Genomic DNA, 15,048 nt, shown 5'->3' with positions numbered 1-15,048 from the left:
CGGCGTGCCCCGCCAGGGTGCATGAGCCGCCGCGCGGCGTAGAATGCCGGTACCCCCATTCATCGTCCATTCGATAACCGGGTCGCGCCCCTGCCGGCCAGACCGGAGCTTGCTCCGGACTGCCGCCGCCGGCACCACCGTCGCGCCGACCCGCCGGAGACCCGCATGAACCACCCCACGCCGCCCGCCACCCTCGCCCGCCGTCCGCTGCCGCCCGCCTTCAGCGAAGCCCTGGCGGCGCGCTTCGGCGACCGCTTCACCACCTCCGCAGGTGTGTGCGAACACCACGGCCGCGACGAATCCCCGTTCCCGCCAGCCGTGCCCGACGCCGTGGTCTTCGCCCACAGCACCGAGGAAGTGGCCGAGGTGGCGCGCCTGTGCAACCAGCATGGCGTGCCGCTGATCCCGTATGGCGCCGGCTCGTCGCTGGAAGGCCATCTGCTGGCGGTGGCAGGCGGCATCAGCCTGGACCTATCGCAGATGAACCGCGTGCTGGCGGTGCAGCCCGAGGACCTGACCGTGACCGTGCAGCCCGGCGTCACGCGCAAGCAGCTGAACCAGGAAATCAAGGACACCGGCCTGTTCTTCCCGATCGACCCGGGCGCCGATGCCTCGCTGGGCGGCATGTGCGCCACGCGCGCCTCCGGGACCAACGCGGTGCGCTACGGCACCATGCGCGAGAACGTGCTGGCGCTGACAGTGGTGACCGCCGACGGCCGCGTGGTCCGCACCGGCACGCAGGCGCGCAAGTCGGCGGCGGGCTATGACCTGACCCGGCTCTTTATCGGCAGCGAAGGCACGCTCGGCATCATCACCGAGGTGACGGTGCGGCTCTACCCGCAGCCGGAAGCGATCTCCGCCGCGGTGTGCGCCTTCCCCAGCATGGGCAGCGCGGTGCAGGCGGTGATCCAGACCATCCAGCTGGGCGTGCCGGTGGCGCGCGTGGAATTTGTCGATGCGCTGGCGATCCGCGCCATCAACCGCCACGACAACCTGACCTTGCCGGAAACGCCGCACCTGTTCTTCGAATTCCACGGCACCGAGGCCGGCGTGCGCGAGCAGGCCGAGACCGTGCAGCAGATCACCGCCGAGCACGGCGGCCAGGGCTTCGAATGGGCCACCCGCCCGGAGGACCGCAGCCGGCTGTGGAACGCTCGCCATACCGCCTACTTCGCCATGCTGCAGCTCAAGCCGGGCTGCAAGTCGGTGACCACCGACGTGTGCGTGCCGATCTCGCGCCTGGCCGATTGCGTCACCGAGACCGAGAAGGACCTGAACGCCTCGGCGCTGCCCTGCCCCATCGTCGGCCATGTCGGCGACGGCAACTTCCACGTGGCGATCCTGGTCGATCCCGACAAGCCCGAAGAGATGGCCGAGGCCGAGGCCATCAACCAGCGCATCGTCGAGCGCGCGCTGGCGATGGGCGGCACCTGCACCGGCGAGCACGGCGTGGGCCTGCACAAGCAGCGCTTCCTGGTGGAAGAACACGGCGAGGACGCGCTCGACCTGATGCGCGCGATCAAGGCCGCGCTGGACCCCAACCACATCCTGAACCCGGGCAAGATCTTCAGCGCCACGCGCGCGGGCACGCAGTAAGGCGTACCGGGCAGATGGCCTCCATGTTCAACCGCGTCCCGCCGCTGCACCTGCTGATCGCCTTCGAGGCGGCGGCGCGCCTGGGCAGCTTCGCGCGCGCGGCCGAAGAGCTGTCGGTCACGCCCAGCGCGGTCTCGCACCGCATCAAGAACCTTGAGGAGCTGTGGGGCGAAGACCTGTTCGTGCGCGCCAACGCGGCGCTGCGGCTGACCGCCGCCGGCACGCGCTACCTGCGCAACGTGCAGGACGCGCTCAAGTCGCTCAACGAGCTGGCGCGGCCCGAGTACAACAAGCTGCGCACCCGGCTGCGGGTGGCGATCCCGCCCACCTTCGGGCGCCAGCACCTGGTACCGCGCCTGCCTGAGTTCGGCGCGCTGTATCCGCATATCGACCTCGAGCTGCACCTGGCGATCCCGTTCCTGGACGTCAAGGCGGAGGACACCGATGTCGAGATCCGCTACGGCACCGGCCGCTACCCGGACCTGAAGACCACCCGGCTGCTGGTCGAGCCGGTGTTCCCGGCCTGCGGCCGCGATTACTACGAGCGCGTCAACGGCCGCGCCATCACCAAACCCGAGCACCTGCACGGCCTGGTGCTGCTGCGCAGCCCGCTGGAGCCGTGGAAGCCGTGGTTCGAGACTGCCGGGCTGGACTGGGCCGAGCCGCAGACCGGGCCGCAGTTCAATGACATCGGCCTGATGCTTGAGGCGATCGCGTCCAACCAGGGCGTGGCGCTGGTGCGCCAGCGCATGGCGCGGCACTGGCTATCGCTGGGGCAGATGGTGCGGCTGCTCGATGTGGAATCGGTCTCGCCGCACGGCTACTACATCGTCGAGCGCGAACAGGCCCCGCTCAAGCCCGAGGCGCGCTATTTCGTCGACTGGCTGCTGAGCCTGGACTGGTAGGAGACCGACCCATGGAAATCCGTTTGCTGACCCCCGCCGATGCCGCCGCCTTCCAGGCGCTGCGGCTGCAAGGCCTGGCCGAAGCGCCTGAGGCCTTCGCTGCCAGCCTGGAGGAGGAACAGGACCGGCCGCTGGAAGTCGTCGCCGGGCGCCTGGCCGCGACCGAGGGCAAGGCCGTATTCGGCGCCTTTGTCGACGGCACCGATGGCAGCGCGCTGGCCGGCGTGGTCGGGGTGATGCGCGAGGAAAACGCCAAGCACCGGCACAAGGCCTTTATCTGGGGCATGTACGTGGCCCCGGGCTGGCGCGACCGCAAGCTCGGCCGCGCGCTGATGGACCGGGCCATGGAACAGGCCGCCGCCATGCCGGGCGTGCGCCAGGTGACGCTGTGCGTCAATGCCGGCAGCGCGGGCGCGGTGCGGCTGTATGAGTCGCTCGGCTTCGTGCGCACGGGGCTGGAGCCGGATGCGCTGTACGTCGCGCCGCACTTCCACGACAAGCTCGACATGGTCTGCTTCCTGCCGCAGCCGCCGGCACGCTGAGTCCGGCCGGGCCGCCTTCCCTGCACCCGCGCCGCGGTGTACGCTGGACTTGCGCCCCATGCCAGGCGTGAATTCCCGCGCAGCCATGATGAGCATTTTTGATCGGCCTGCCATGCGGAATTCACGTCTCCCGTGGTGCCCGCGCCAGGTGCCCTGCGCTATAGTCACCCGTCCCCCGCGGCAGGCCCTGCATTGCCGCGACCGGCAGGCCGCGCACCGGCCGCCGTCCAGGAGGCCCCACAGGAGTCGTTCATGAATGCCCCGCACGAAGCCCAAACCATCGCCCCCGACGGCGCCCATGCCACGGCCGAAGGCCGCCGCAGCGCGCTGCTGGCCGGCCTGGCGCAGATCCTGCCGGATGCCGCGCTGCTGTGGAAGCCGGAAGACACCGTCCCCTATGAATGCGACGGCCTGGCCGCGTACCGCCAGGTGCCGATGGCCGTGGCCCTGCCCGATACCGAGGAACAGGTCTGCGCGATCCTGCGCCTGTGCCACAAGCTGGGCGTGCCGGTGGTGCCGCGCGGCGCCGGCACCAGCCTGTCGGGCGGCGCCATGCCGATCGCCGAGGGCCTGGTGCTGTCGCTGGCCAAGTTCAAGCGCATCCTGTCGGTCGATCCATACTCGCGCACCGCGGTGGTCCAGCCGGGCGTGCGCAACCTGGCGATCTCCGACGCCGCCGCACCCCACAACCTGTACTACGCGCCGGACCCGTCCTCGCAGATCGCCTGCACCATCGGCGGCAACGTCAGCGAGAACTCCGGCGGCGTGCACTGCCTGAAGTACGGCCTGACCGTGCACAACGTGCTGCGCGTGCGCGCGGTGACGATGGAGGGCGAGGTGGTGGTGTTCGGCTCCGAGGCCCCCGACTCGCCGGGCCTGGACCTGCTGGCGGTGCTGATCGGCTCCGAAGGCATGCTGGCCGTGGTCACCGAGGTCACCGTGCGCCTGATCCCCAAGCCGCAGCTGGCGCAGGTGATCATGGCCTGCTTCGACGATGTCGAGAAGGGCGGCAACGCGGTGGCGGACGTGATCGCCGCCGGCATCATCCCGGCCGGGCTGGAAATGATGGACAAGCCCGCCACCGCCGCGGTCGAGCAGTTCGTGCATGCGGGCTATGACCTGGATGCCGCCGCCATCCTGCTGTGCGAATCCGACGGCACCCCGGAAGAAGTGGCCGAGGAAATCGAACGCATGAGCGCGGTGCTGACGGCATCGGGATGCACCCGCATCGTGGTCTCGCAGAACGAAGCCGAGCGCCTGCGCTTCTGGAGCGGACGCAAGAATGCCTTCCCCGCCGCCGGGCGGATCTCGCCGGACTACTACTGCATGGACGGCACCATCCCGCGCAAGCACATCGGCACGCTGCTCAGGCGCATCGAAGCCATGGAGCAAAAGTACGGCCTGCGCTGCATCAACGTGTTCCATGCCGGCGACGGCAACATGCACCCGCTGGTGCTGTTCGATGGCGCCGACCAGGACCAATGGCACCGCGCCGAGCTGTTCGGCGCCGACATCCTGGAAACCTGCGTGGAGCTGGGCGGCACCGTCACCGGCGAGCATGGCGTGGGCGTGGAGAAGCTCAACTCGATGTGCGTGCAGTTCTCGCCCGCCGAGCGCGACGCCTTCTTCGGCGTCAAGGCCGCCTTCGATCCGGCGCGGCTGCTCAACCCGGACAAGGCCATCCCCACGCTGGCGCGCTGCGCGGAGTACGGCAAGATGCATGTGAAGCGGGGCCTGCTGCCGCACCCTGAGCTGCCGCGCTTCTGAGCCACGCCATGTCCAGCCCACGCCGACGCCAGCAGCAGGAAGCGTTCGTCCGCCAGCGCCTGGGCCAGCCCGAGACCGGCTGGCGCCAGCGCTGGTACACCATCATCTTCGAGGCCGATACCCGCGAGGGCCGGCTCTTCGATGTCGCGCTGCTGCTGGCCATCGTCGCCAGCGTGATGGTGGTGATGCTCGACAGCCTGCCCTCGGTGAACAGCCGCCTGGGGCTGCCGTTCACCGTGCTGGAATGGATGTTCACGCTGTTCTTCACGGCCGAGTATGTGATGCGCGTCCTGGTGGTGCGCCGGCCGTGGCGCTACGTATTCAGCTTCTACGGCATCATCGACTTCATCTCGATCATGCCGACCTGGCTGGCCTTCTTCCTGCCCGAGCTGCATTTCCTGATCGACGTGCGCCTGCTGCGGCTGCTGCGCGTGTTCCGGATCCTGAAGCTGACCGTGTACTTCGAGGAAGCCGAGATCCTGTACCGCGCGCTGGTCAACAGCCGGCGCAAGATCTTCGTGTTCCTGGGCACTGTGTTCATCATCACGGTGATCCTGGGCACGGTGATGTACGTGGTGGAAGGTCCGCAGCACGGCTTCACCAGCATCCCGGTCAGCATGTACTGGGCGGTGGTTACGCTGACCACCACGGGCTTCGGCGACATGGTGCCCAAGACCCCGCTGGGGCAATTCATCACCTCGCTGACCATCCTGCTGGGCTACGGCATCATCGCCTTCCCCACCGGCATCGTCGGCGCCGAGCTGGCCGCCAGCATCCTGAAGCGGCCGCTCACCACGCGCACCTGCACCCATTGCCTGACCGAGGGCCACGAACCCGACGCCGGCTACTGCAAGCATTGCGGCAGCCAGCTGCCCGAATACCAGAACGACCGGCCGGAAGTGCCCGGCGGACCTGCCGGCTCCTGAGCCGGTCTTCCCTACCCCACGACGCATATGCAAGCCACCCTCGACGCCATCCGCGACGCCGTCAGGCAAGCCACCGAGACCCGCACCGCGCTGCGGCTGCGCGGCGGCGGCAGCAAGGACTTCTACGGCCAGCCCGCCGCGGGCCAGCTGCTGGACACGCGCGCCTATGCCGGCATCGTCGACTACGACCCGGCCGAGCTGGTGATCACCGCGCGCTGCGGCACGCCGCTGGCCGAGATCGAGGCGGCGCTGGCCGAAAAGCGCCAGATGCTGGCCTTCGAGCCGCCCCATTTCGCACTGCCGGGCCAGCCCAGCACCGCGACGCTGGGCGGCGCCGTGGCCGCGGGATTGTCGGGCCCGCGCCGGCAGTCGGTGGGCGCGCTGCGCGACTTCATGCTGGGCGCGCAGCTGATGGACGGACGCGGCGAGGTGATGGACTTCGGCGGCCAGGTGATGAAGAACGTGGCGGGCTATGACGTGTCGCGGCTGCTGGCGGGCTCGCTCGGCACGCTCGGGCTGATCCTGCAGGTGTCGGTCAAGGTGCTGCCGGCACCGTTCGACGAGGCCACGCTGCGCTTCGAGCTGGCCCAGGCCGATGCCATCGAGCACCTGAACCGGTGGGGTGGCCAGCCGCTGCCGCTGGCGTCTTCGGCCTGGCACGCGGGCGTGCTGCATGTGCGCCTGGCCGGCGCCACCGCCGCCGTGCGTGCCGCGTGCGCCAGGCTGGGCGGCGAGCGCGTGGACGCTGCAGAAGCCGCGGCGCTGTGGCAATCGCTGCGCGAGCAGACCCACCCGTTCTTCGCCCCCGCCCAGGCGGGCCGCGCGCTGTGGCGCCTGGCGGTGCCCACCATCGCCGCGCCGCTGGAGCTGCCCGGCTCACAACTGATCGAATGGGGCGGCGGCCAGCGCTGGTGGCTGCCCGAGGACGGCACTGACAAGACCGATGCCGAAAGCGTGCGCGCCGTGGCGCAGGCCGCCGGCGGCCATGCCACGCTGTTCCGCAACGGCGACAAGTCAGTGGGCGTGTTCACGCCGCTGGCCTCGCCGCTGGCCGCGATCCACCGCCGCCTGAAAGAGACCTTCGACCCGGCCGGCATCTTCAACCCGCAGCGCATGTACCCCGGGCTCTGATCCGGCACGTCCAGGCACCCCCAGGCACAACCTCCCCACACCATGCAAACGAACCTGGCCGATTTTCTTCGCAACACGCCCGAAGGCGAGGAAGCCAAATCCATCGTCGGCAATTGCGTGCATTGCGGCTTCTGCACCGCCACCTGCCCCACTTACCAGCTGCTCGGCGATGAGCTGGACGGCCCGCGCGGGCGCATCTACCTGATGAAGCAGGTGCTGGAAGGCCATGCCATCACCGAAAGCACGCGCCTGCACCTGGACCGCTGCCTGACCTGCCGCAACTGCGAATCGACCTGCCCGTCGGGCGTGCGCTACGGCCGCCTGGTCGATATCGGCCGCAAGCTGGTCGACGACAAGCTCGAGGCCGAAGGCGTGCAGCGCCCCGCCCGCGAGCGCATCGCGCGCTGGGTGCTGCGCGAAGGGCTGACGCGCCCGGCGCTGTTCGGCACGGCGCTGCGCCTGGGCCAGATGGTGCGGCCGCTGCTGCCGGGCACGCTGCGCAACAAGGTGCCGGCGCTGTCCAGCACCGCCGCGCCCGGCACGTGGCCGCGCAATGCGCATGCACGCAAGATGTTGTTGCTCGACGGCTGCGTGCAGCCGGCAATGTCGCCCAACATCAATGCCGCCACCGCGCGTGTATTCGACCGTGTCGGCGTACAACTGCTGGTGGCGCGCGAAGCCGGCTGCTGCGGCGCGATCCGCTTCCACACCGGCGACCACGACGGCGGCCTCGACAATATGCGCCGCAATATCGACGCCTGGTGGCCGCATATCGAGGACGGCGCCGAAGCCATCGTGATGACCGCCTCGGGCTGCGGCGCGATGGTCAAGGACTACGGCCACCTGCTGCGCAACGATCCGAAGTACGCCGGGCGCGCCCGCCGCGTATCGGCGCTGACGCGCGATCTGTCCGAAGTCTTGCCGGACTTTGCCGACGAGCTGCACACCCTGGCCGGCGCGGTCCCGCGCGACAACCGGCGCGTGGCTTACCACCCGCCCTGCACGCTGCAGCACGGCCAGCAGATCCGCGGCAAAGTCGAAGCGCTCTTGACCGGCCTCGGCGTCGAAGTCAAACTCTGCGCTGACAGCCACCTGTGCTGCGGCTCGGCAGGCACTTATTCGGTATTGCAGCCGGAACTGGCCTACCGCCTGCGCGACGACAAACTCGCCAAACTGCAGGCCACGCAGCCTGAAGCCATCGTCTCGGCCAATATCGGCTGCATCTCGCACCTGCAGAGCGGCACCGGCACCCCGGTGATGCACTGGATCGAACTGGTCGACAAGATGCTCGGCTAGCGCGGGCGGGCAGCATGGGCGGCAGCGCGCATCCCTTCCGGACGCGCGCCGCGCACCTGCGACCAAACGCCACGCCCCCATGCTCCAGACCTTTGCAATCCTGTTGGTTTTCCAGTCCATCGGTGAGGTGATCAGCTACGCGCTGACCCTGCCGGTGCCCGGCCCCGTGCTGGGCATGATCCTGCTGTTCGGCTGGCTCGTCTTCGACGACCGCCTGCTGCCCATCATCCAGGGCACCACATCTGAACTGCTCAAGCACCTGTCGCTGCTGTTCGTGCCGGCCGGCGTCGGCATCATGGTCCATGCCAACCGCATCGAGGGCGAATGGATGCCGATCCTGGTGGCGCTGGTGGTGTCCACCTGGCTGGCCATCGCCACCACCGCCATGGTCACGCGCATGCTGATGCGCAAGCGCGCCGATGTCCCGCCCGCCGATGCGAAAGGAGAGCAGGCATGATGACGCCCCGCCTCAACGAGATCTGGGTCTACCTGGCCGCAAGCCCGCTGGTCGGGCTGACCGCCACGCTCCTGGCCTACGTCCTTGCCTTCCGCATCTATGAGCGCTCGCGCTTCTCGCCGCTGGCCAACCCGGTGATGATCGCGGTGGCGCTGCTGGTCACGGTGCTGACCGTCACCGGCACGCCCTACAAGACCTACTTCGACGGCGCGCAGTTCGTGCACTTCCTGCTGGGGCCGGCCACGGTGGCGCTGGCGGTGCCGCTGTACCTGCAGTTGCCCAAGCTGCGCACCCATGTGTTCCCGCTGCTGGCGGGGCTGGTGGCGGGCTCGGTGGTTGCGGTGGTGTCGGCAGTGGGCATCGCGTACCTGCTGGGCGCATCGCCCGAGACCGTGCGCTCGCTCGCGCCCAAGTCGGTGACGATCCCGATCGCCATGGGCGTGGCCGAGAAGATCGGCGGGCTGCCGTCGCTGACGGCGGTGCTGGTGATGGCCACCGGCATCATCGGCGCGGTCAGCGCCACCAGCGTGCTGAACCTGCTGCGCATCCGCGACTACAGCGTGCGCGGCTTCGCCACCGGCGTGGCGGCGCATGGCATCGGCACCGCGCGTGCCTTCCAGGTCAACCAGGAAGCCGGTGCCTTTGCCGCGCTGGGCATGGGCCTGAACGGCGTGCTGACGGCGATCATGGTGCCGGTGATGGCGGCGTGGATGCCACACTGACACCCTCCTGACAGGACGCTGTCAGCAGCCCCCGCGCATGATGCGAACTCCTCACTCCCCTTTACCTGGAACCAAGGAGTCTGTCATGAGCAACCGTCTGATCAACTGGCTGGAAATCCCCGTCGTCGACATGAACCGCGCGGTCGGCTTCTACGAGCAGGTGTTCGATATCCAGCTGCGCCGCGAGACCATGAGCCAGGTCGACATGGCCGTGTTCCCCCACCCCGACCCGGGCGGCGCGCTGGTGGCCGGCGAAGGCTACCGCCCCAGCAACTACTACGGCGCGGTGCCGTACCTGCATGCGCCGGAACTGGATGTGCTGCTGGAGCGCGCCGCGCGCGCCGGCGGCAAGACCGTGTTCGGGCCGCTGCGCCTGCCGGGCGAGATCGGCCGTATCGCCCATATCACCGACAGCGAAGGCAACCGCATCGGGCTGCACGAGCCCGTGGCCGCTTGACTCCGATGGCAAGCCACCCCCGATGAGCCGCCGCGCCGACCGCCTGTTCCAGATCGTGCAGGTGCTGCGCGGCCGCCGCCTGACCACGGCAGCGCTGCTGGCACAGCGGCTCGGGGTGTCGGAACGCACCGTCTACCGTGATATCCAGGCGCTGTCGCTGTCAGGCGTGCCGGTCGAGGGCGAGGCCGGCATCGGCTACCGGCTGCGCGCCGACTTCGATGTCCCGCCGCTGATGTTCACCGCCATGGAAGTCGAAGCGCTGGTCGCCGGCCTGCGCCTCCTGAAAGCCTGGGGCGGCGGCGCGCTGGCCGCCGCGGCCGATCCCGCGCTGGAAAAACTGATGGCCGCGCTGCCGCCGCCGCGCCGGCTGGCGGCGCAGCAAAGCCGCGTGTTCGCGCCGGAATACGTCAACCAGGCGCATGTGCGCGAGGCCTTCGACGTGGTGCACGGCGCGCTGGGCGAGCAGAAATTGCTGCTGCTCGACTATTGCGACGTGCAGCAGCGCATCACCGAACGCGTGGTGATGCCGCTGGGCCTGTTCTTCTGGGGCAATGCCTGGTTGCTGGCGACGTGGTGCACCACGCGCTCCGACTACCGCAGCTTCCGGCTGGACCGCTGCCGCGCCATCCGCATGCTGGACGACCATTTCCACGAAACGCCCGACCGCTCGCTCAACGGTTTCCTGCGCGCGGTGCGCGCCAGCGGCAGCTAGTACTGTTCAGGCAGCCGGGTCGGACAGCAGCTTCTCGATATCGGCGCGCAGCTCATCGGGCTTGGTAGTCGGCGCATAGCGCTTGAACACCGTGCCGTCGCGGCGCAGCAGGAACTTGGTGAAGTTCCATTTGATGCCCTGGGTACCGAGCACGCCACGCTTTTCCGTGGTCAGCCACTGGTACAGCGGATGGGCGTCGGCACCATTCACGTCGATCTTGGCGAACATCGGGAAGCGCACCGCAAAGCGCGTTTCGCAGAACTGGCCGATCTGCTGCGCATCGCCCGGCTCCTGCTTGCCGAACTGGTTGCACGGGAAGCCCAGCACCTCCAGGCCGCGTCCGTGGTATTCGTCATAGAGCTTCTGCAGGCCCTCGTACTGCGGCGTGAACCCGCATTCGCTGGCGGTGTTGACGACCAGCATCACCTTGCCCTGGAACTGCGACAGCGGTACCGGCTGGCCGGCCAGCGAGTTGGCTTCGAACTGGTAGACATTGCTCATGGCAGACTCCTCTAGGTAGCCCAAGCATACCGCCATGCGCACTGGCGTGCACGAATCAGATGACGTTGAGATGCTCGGTGCCGGCACCCAGGTCGGTGTCCTTGGCGCTCGCGCTGTGCAGCTTGATCATCAGGCGCAGGTCATTGAGCGAGTCGGCGTTGCGCAGCGCGTCCTCGTAGGTGATCTTGCCTTCCTCGTACAGATCGAACAGCGCCTGGTCGAACGAGACCATGCCCTGCTCGCGCGACTTCTTGATGACTTCCTTGAGCTCGTGGATCTCGCCCTTGAAGATCAGGTCGGCCACCAGCGGCGTGCCGATCATGATCTCCACCGCCGGCACGCGCCCCTTTTTGCCGGCGCGCGGCAGCAGGCGCTGCGAGATCATCGCCTTCAGGTTCAGCGACAGGTCGATCAGCAGCTGCTGGCGCTTTTCCTCGGGGAAGAAGTTGACCACGCGGTCGATCGCCTGGTTGGCGTTGTTGGCGTGCAGCGTGGCCAGGCACAGGTGGCCGGTCTCGGCGTACTGCATCGCGTACTCCATGGTCTCGCGATCGCGGATTTCGCCGATCAGGATCACGTCGGGCGCCTGGCGCAGCGTGTTCTTCAGCGCCACGTGCCAGGACTCGGTATCGATGCCGACCTCGCGCTGCGTGACGATGCAGTTCTGGTGCGCATGCACGTACTCGATCGGATCCTCGATGGTGATGATATGGCCGTACGAATGCGCGTTGCGGTGATCCAGCATTGCCGCCAGCGTGGTCGACTTGCCCGAGCCGGTGGCGCCGGTCACGATCACCAAACCGCGCTTGGCCATCACCACCTCATGCAGCGTCGCCGGCAGGTCCAGGTCGGCCACCGAGGGGATGCGCGTATTGATGGTGCGCACCACCATGCCGGCCTTGCCCTGCTGGATAAAGGCCGACACGCGGAAGCGCCCGGCCTTGGGCGCGGTGATCGCGAAATTGCATTCGCGGCTGGTGTCGAAGTCCTGAACCTGGCGCTCGTTCATCACCGAGCGCACCAGGCCCAGCGCCTGGGTCGGGTTCAGCGGCTGCTGCGACACCGGCTTGATCTTGCCGTCGACCTTGATCGCCGGCGGGAAGTCAGAAGTGATGAACAGGTCCGAGCCGCGGTTGCTGACCATCAGCTCCAGCAGGTCGTTGATGTACTTGGCGGCGGATTCGCGATCGAGCATGGCGGTGTCCTGCTAGGGAGCGGGCCTCAGCCCATGAACGCGTCGGGGTTCTTGGCGATGGCGCGCGCGTCGTTGTAGCTGATGACGCTGCGCTTGATCAGGTCAGACAGGCACTGGTCCAGCGTCTGCATGCCCAGCCCGCTGCTAGTCTGCATCATCGAGTACATCTGCGCGATCTTGTTCTCGCGGATCAGGTGGCGGATCGCGGGCGTGGCGATCATGATCTCGTGCGCGGCGGTGCGGCCATTGCCGTCGCGCGTCTTCAGCAGGGTCTGCGAGATCACCGCCTCCAGCGATTCCGACAGCATGGTGCGCACCATATCCTTCTCTTCGGGCGGGAACACATCGACCACCCGGTCGATGGTCTTGGCCGCGGAGCTGGTGTGCAGCGTGCCGAAGACCAGATGGCCGGTCTCGGCCGCGGTCAGCGCCAGGCGGATGGTTTCCAGGTCGCGCAGCTCACCCACCAGGATCACGTCCGGGTCTTCACGCAGTGCCGAGCGCAGCGCGTTGGCAAACGAATGCGTATGCGGCCCCAGCTCGCGCTGGTTGATCAGGCTCTTCTTGGAGCTGTGCACGAATTCGATCGGGTCCTCCACCGTGAGGATGTGGCCCATGTCGTTGTCGTTGCGATGGTCGACCATCGCCGCCAGCGTGGTGGACTTGCCCGAGCCGGTCGGGCCCGTCACCAGCACCAGCCCGCGCGGCTTCATGCACAGGTCGGCAAACACCGCGGGCGCGCGCAGCTCTTCGAGCGTGAGCACCTTGGAGGGAATGGTACGGAACACCGCAGCGGCGCCGCGCTGGGTGTTATAGGCATTGACCCGGAAGCGGGACAGGCCGGCGATCTCGAACGAGAAATCGATTTCGAGGCGTTCTTCGTAGGCCTTGCGCTGGGTGTCGCTCATGATGTCGTACACCATGGCGTGGACATCCTTGTGCGTCATCGAGGCGATGTTGATCCGGCGCATGTCGCCGTGGATCCGCACCATCGGCGGCATGTCCGCGGAAAGATGAAGATCAGACGCCTTGTTCTTGACAGCGAAAGCCAATAGCTGCGCGATGTCCATCTATAATGACCCCACCCTGAGTTATCAGTACTTTGCGTACTTTCTTTTGTATGTTCGCCGGATTATGTCTGTAATTGCCGCCAACTTGCAAGCCGTTCACCAGCGCATCGCGGCGGCCGCACAACAAGCCGGCAGACAGCCCGCGGACATCGCCCTGCTGGCGGTTTCCAAGACCGTTCCCCCCGACCGCATAAGGGCCGCATACGCCGCCGGACAGCTCGCTTTCGGCGAAAACTACGCCCAGGAAGGCGTCGACAAGATCGCCGCGCTGGCCGACCTGCGCCACCGCCTGCAATGGCATTTCATCGGCCCGCTGCAAAGCAACAAGACCCGGCAGGTGGCCGAGCATTTCGACTGGGTGCACGCGGTCGACCGGCTCAGGATCGCCGAGCGGCTGTCGGCCCAGCGCCCGCCCGGCATGGCGGCGCTGCAGGTCTGCATCCAGGTCAATATCAGCGGCGAAGCCAGCAAGAGCGGCGTCGCCCCGGCGGAGGTACCGGCACTGGCACATGCCGTCGCCGCGCTGCCCGGCCTGCGCCTGCGCGGGCTGATGGCCATCCCCGAGCCCGAGCACGACCCCGCCGCCCAGCGCCGCCCGTTCGCGTCCATGCGCGCCATGCTGCAGGCGCTGCGCGCCGACGGCCTGGACCTCGACACGCTGTCGATGGGCATGTCGGGCGACATGGAAGCCGCCATCGCCGAGGGCGCCAACCTGGTACGGATCGGCACCGCCATCTTCGGAGCGCGCCAGTACCCGTAGCCCGGCGCGCCCAATCCATTCCCTTCAAGCCCCCCAACGGATCCCCATGCTCGATACCCTTACCTTTGGCTTTCTCGGCGGCGGCAACATGGCCACCGCACTGATCGGCGGCCTGATCGCCCGCGGCGTGCCGGCCGGCTCGATCCGCGTGGTCGACCCCTTCCCCGAGGCCCAGCAACGCCTGGCGCGCGACCTCGGCGTGCATGCCGCCGGCGCGCCGGATGCCGCCTTCGGCGCCAGCGACGTGCTGGTGCTGGCGGTCAAGCCGCAGCAGTTCCGCGACGCCGCGGCGCAGCTGCTGCCGATCCTGCCGGCCAGCGGCAAGGGCAACCTGGTGATCAGCGTGGCCGCCGGCATCCGGCTGCAGGACATGCAACGCTGGCTGGACGGGCGCACCCGGCTGGTGCGGGCGATGCCGAATACGCCGGCGCTGGCGGGCATGGGCATGACGGGGCTGGCGGCGCCGGCCGGGCTGTCAGCCGAAGACCGCGCGATTGCCAGCGCCGTGGCCGAGGCCGTCGGCAAGTGCGTGTGGGTGGATGGGGATGACCAGATCGATGCGGTCACCGCCATTTCCGGCAGTGGACCGGCCTATGTCTTCTACTTTATCGAGGCGATGGAACGCGCCGCCACCGAGCTGGGCCTGACGGCGGAGCAAGGCCGCGAACTGGCGGTAGAGACCTTCCGTGGCGCTGCTACCCTGGCCGGGCAGTCTTCGGAGCCGGTGTCGACGCTGCGTGAGCGCGTGACGTCAAAGGGTGGTACGACCTATGCGGCGCTGACGGCGATGGAGGGTTCGGGTATTGGTGATGAGTTCGTGCGCGCGATGCATGCTGCCGCGGCGCGGGGCAAGGAGATGGGGGCGGAGTTCGGGAAGGATTGAGGCGCGGCCAACCCGCGGGCGCTCTGACCCGGCCGCCGCCCCTTGTGAACGCTCCCCTCGCCCCCCCCCCGGGGGGGGGGGGGGGGGGGCCCCGGAGTGTCCACGAAGTGAAGCGCGTCGGTATGCCC

16 protein-coding genes are annotated in these 15,048 nt (G+C 68.4%); 13 read left to right on the top strand and 3 right to left on the bottom strand.

Going from position 1 to position 15,048, the window contains the following annotated elements; translation table 11 throughout:
• Window positions 1-165: 165 nt before the first annotated feature.
• From CF68_RS08100 to CF68_RS08050, 11 genes are all read left to right on the top strand, one after another.
• Complete coding sequence (locus CF68_RS08100; protein WP_035817257.1) at window positions 166-1,596, top strand: FAD-binding oxidoreductase; 1,431 nt, start codon at window positions 166-168, stop codon at window positions 1,594-1,596.
• 14 nt (window positions 1,597-1,610) lie between these two features.
• The gene (locus CF68_RS08095) at window positions 1,611-2,501 is read left to right on the top strand and encodes a LysR substrate-binding domain-containing protein (protein ID WP_035817256.1); all 891 of its coding nucleotides are present in this window, start codon (window positions 1,611-1,613) and stop codon (window positions 2,499-2,501) included.
• Window positions 2,502-2,512: 11 nt separating this feature from the next.
• On the top strand, window positions 2,513-3,043 hold the full coding sequence (locus CF68_RS08090) for a GNAT family N-acetyltransferase (RefSeq protein WP_035817253.1): 531 nt from the start codon (window positions 2,513-2,515) through the stop codon (window positions 3,041-3,043).
• 252 nt (window positions 3,044-3,295) lie between these two features.
• Window positions 3,296-4,810 (top strand): FAD-linked oxidase C-terminal domain-containing protein, encoded by a 1,515-nt coding sequence (locus CF68_RS08085; RefSeq protein WP_010815040.1) that lies wholly within the window; start codon window positions 3,296-3,298, stop codon window positions 4,808-4,810.
• Between the two features lie 8 nt (window positions 4,811-4,818).
• Window positions 4,819-5,736 (top strand): ion transporter, encoded by a 918-nt coding sequence (locus CF68_RS08080; RefSeq protein WP_035817251.1) that lies wholly within the window; start codon window positions 4,819-4,821, stop codon window positions 5,734-5,736.
• A gap of 27 nt (window positions 5,737-5,763) precedes the next feature.
• Complete coding sequence (gene glcE, locus CF68_RS08075; protein WP_035817245.1) at window positions 5,764-6,867, top strand: glycolate oxidase subunit GlcE; 1,104 nt, start codon at window positions 5,764-5,766, stop codon at window positions 6,865-6,867.
• 42 nt (window positions 6,868-6,909) lie between these two features.
• Window positions 6,910-8,163, top strand: a complete 1,254-nt coding sequence (gene glcF, locus CF68_RS08070; protein WP_035817244.1) for a glycolate oxidase subunit GlcF — start codon at window positions 6,910-6,912, stop codon at window positions 8,161-8,163.
• Between the two features lie 79 nt (window positions 8,164-8,242).
• On the top strand, window positions 8,243-8,620 hold the full coding sequence (locus CF68_RS08065; RefSeq protein ID WP_035817243.1) for a CidA/LrgA family protein: 378 nt from the start codon (window positions 8,243-8,245) through the stop codon (window positions 8,618-8,620).
• Window positions 8,617-9,342: an LrgB family protein gene (locus tag CF68_RS08060; RefSeq protein ID WP_084187120.1), complete on the top strand. Its 726-nt coding sequence runs from the start codon at window positions 8,617-8,619 to the stop codon at window positions 9,340-9,342. The genes CF68_RS08065 and CF68_RS08060 overlap by 4 nt, the downstream gene beginning before the upstream one ends.
• Before the next feature lie 85 nt (window positions 9,343-9,427).
• A complete protein-coding gene (locus CF68_RS08055) occupies window positions 9,428-9,799 on the top strand; it encodes a VOC family protein (protein WP_200872540.1) in 372 nt (123 codons plus the stop codon).
• Between the two features lie 22 nt (window positions 9,800-9,821).
• Window positions 9,822-10,511: a YafY family protein gene (locus CF68_RS08050; protein ID WP_035817240.1), complete on the top strand. Its 690-nt coding sequence runs from the start codon at window positions 9,822-9,824 to the stop codon at window positions 10,509-10,511.
• 6 nt (window positions 10,512-10,517) lie between these two features.
• On the opposite strand, the gene CF68_RS08045 is transcribed toward CF68_RS08050, so the two are convergent.
• Genes CF68_RS08045 through CF68_RS08035 form a run of 3 tightly spaced genes read right to left on the bottom strand, consistent with a single transcriptional unit; the run spans window position 10,518 to window position 13,277 of the window.
• Window positions 10,518-11,012: a glutathione peroxidase gene (locus CF68_RS08045; protein ID WP_018311516.1), complete on the bottom strand. Its 495-nt coding sequence runs from the start codon at window positions 11,010-11,012 to the stop codon at window positions 10,518-10,520.
• 55 nt (window positions 11,013-11,067) lie between these two features.
• Window positions 11,068-12,207 (bottom strand): PilT/PilU family type 4a pilus ATPase, encoded by a 1,140-nt coding sequence (locus CF68_RS08040; RefSeq protein ID WP_010815049.1) that lies wholly within the window; start codon window positions 12,205-12,207, stop codon window positions 11,068-11,070.
• Between the two features lie 26 nt (window positions 12,208-12,233).
• A complete protein-coding gene (locus CF68_RS08035) occupies window positions 12,234-13,277 on the bottom strand; it encodes a type IV pilus twitching motility protein PilT (protein WP_035817239.1) in 1,044 nt (347 codons plus the stop codon).
• A gap of 64 nt (window positions 13,278-13,341) precedes the next feature.
• Between CF68_RS08035 and CF68_RS08030 the strand changes: the two genes are divergently transcribed.
• Complete coding sequence (locus CF68_RS08030; protein ID WP_035817238.1) at window positions 13,342-14,037, top strand: YggS family pyridoxal phosphate-dependent enzyme; 696 nt, start codon at window positions 13,342-13,344, stop codon at window positions 14,035-14,037.
• A gap of 46 nt (window positions 14,038-14,083) precedes the next feature.
• Entirely contained in the window at window positions 14,084-14,920 is an 837-nt protein-coding gene (gene proC / locus CF68_RS08025) for a pyrroline-5-carboxylate reductase (RefSeq protein WP_035817237.1), read from the top strand.
• The last annotated feature ends 128 nt before the right edge of the window (window positions 14,921-15,048 follow it).

This window comes from Cupriavidus sp. SK-4 (genome assembly GCF_000611125.1).
In the GTDB taxonomy this organism is placed as follows: domain Bacteria; phylum Pseudomonadota; class Gammaproteobacteria; order Burkholderiales; family Burkholderiaceae; genus Cupriavidus; species Cupriavidus necator.
The sequence above is the reverse complement of the archived record's forward strand: the minus strand, read 5'-3'. Positions and strand labels throughout refer to the sequence as shown.

Coding starts and splice junctions, on each gene's coding strand:
- CF68_RS08100 (WP_035817257.1), top strand. CDS start 166: ATGAACCACCCCACGCCGCCCGCCACCCTCGCCCGCCGTCCGCTGCCG.
- CF68_RS08095 (WP_035817256.1), top strand. CDS start 1,611: ATGGCCTCCATGTTCAACCGCGTCCCGCCGCTGCACCTGCTGATCGCC.
- CF68_RS08090 (WP_035817253.1), top strand. CDS start 2,513: ATGGAAATCCGTTTGCTGACCCCCGCCGATGCCGCCGCCTTCCAGGCG.
- CF68_RS08085 (WP_010815040.1), top strand. CDS start 3,296: ATGAATGCCCCGCACGAAGCCCAAACCATCGCCCCCGACGGCGCCCAT.
- CF68_RS08080 (WP_035817251.1), top strand. CDS start 4,819: ATGTCCAGCCCACGCCGACGCCAGCAGCAGGAAGCGTTCGTCCGCCAG.
- glcE (WP_035817245.1), top strand. CDS start 5,764: ATGCAAGCCACCCTCGACGCCATCCGCGACGCCGTCAGGCAAGCCACC.
- glcF (WP_035817244.1), top strand. CDS start 6,910: ATGCAAACGAACCTGGCCGATTTTCTTCGCAACACGCCCGAAGGCGAG.
- CF68_RS08065 (WP_035817243.1), top strand. CDS start 8,243: ATGCTCCAGACCTTTGCAATCCTGTTGGTTTTCCAGTCCATCGGTGAG.
- CF68_RS08060 (WP_084187120.1), top strand. CDS start 8,617: ATGATGACGCCCCGCCTCAACGAGATCTGGGTCTACCTGGCCGCAAGC.
- CF68_RS08055 (WP_200872540.1), top strand. CDS start 9,428: ATGAGCAACCGTCTGATCAACTGGCTGGAAATCCCCGTCGTCGACATG.
- CF68_RS08050 (WP_035817240.1), top strand. CDS start 9,822: ATGAGCCGCCGCGCCGACCGCCTGTTCCAGATCGTGCAGGTGCTGCGC.
- CF68_RS08045 (WP_018311516.1), bottom strand. CDS start 11,012: ATGAGCAATGTCTACCAGTTCGAAGCCAACTCGCTGGCCGGCCAGCCG.
- CF68_RS08040 (WP_010815049.1), bottom strand. CDS start 12,207: ATGCTCGATCGCGAATCCGCCGCCAAGTACATCAACGACCTGCTGGAG.
- CF68_RS08035 (WP_035817239.1), bottom strand. CDS start 13,277: ATGGACATCGCGCAGCTATTGGCTTTCGCTGTCAAGAACAAGGCGTCT.
- CF68_RS08030 (WP_035817238.1), top strand. CDS start 13,342: ATGTCTGTAATTGCCGCCAACTTGCAAGCCGTTCACCAGCGCATCGCG.
- proC (WP_035817237.1), top strand. CDS start 14,084: ATGCTCGATACCCTTACCTTTGGCTTTCTCGGCGGCGGCAACATGGCC.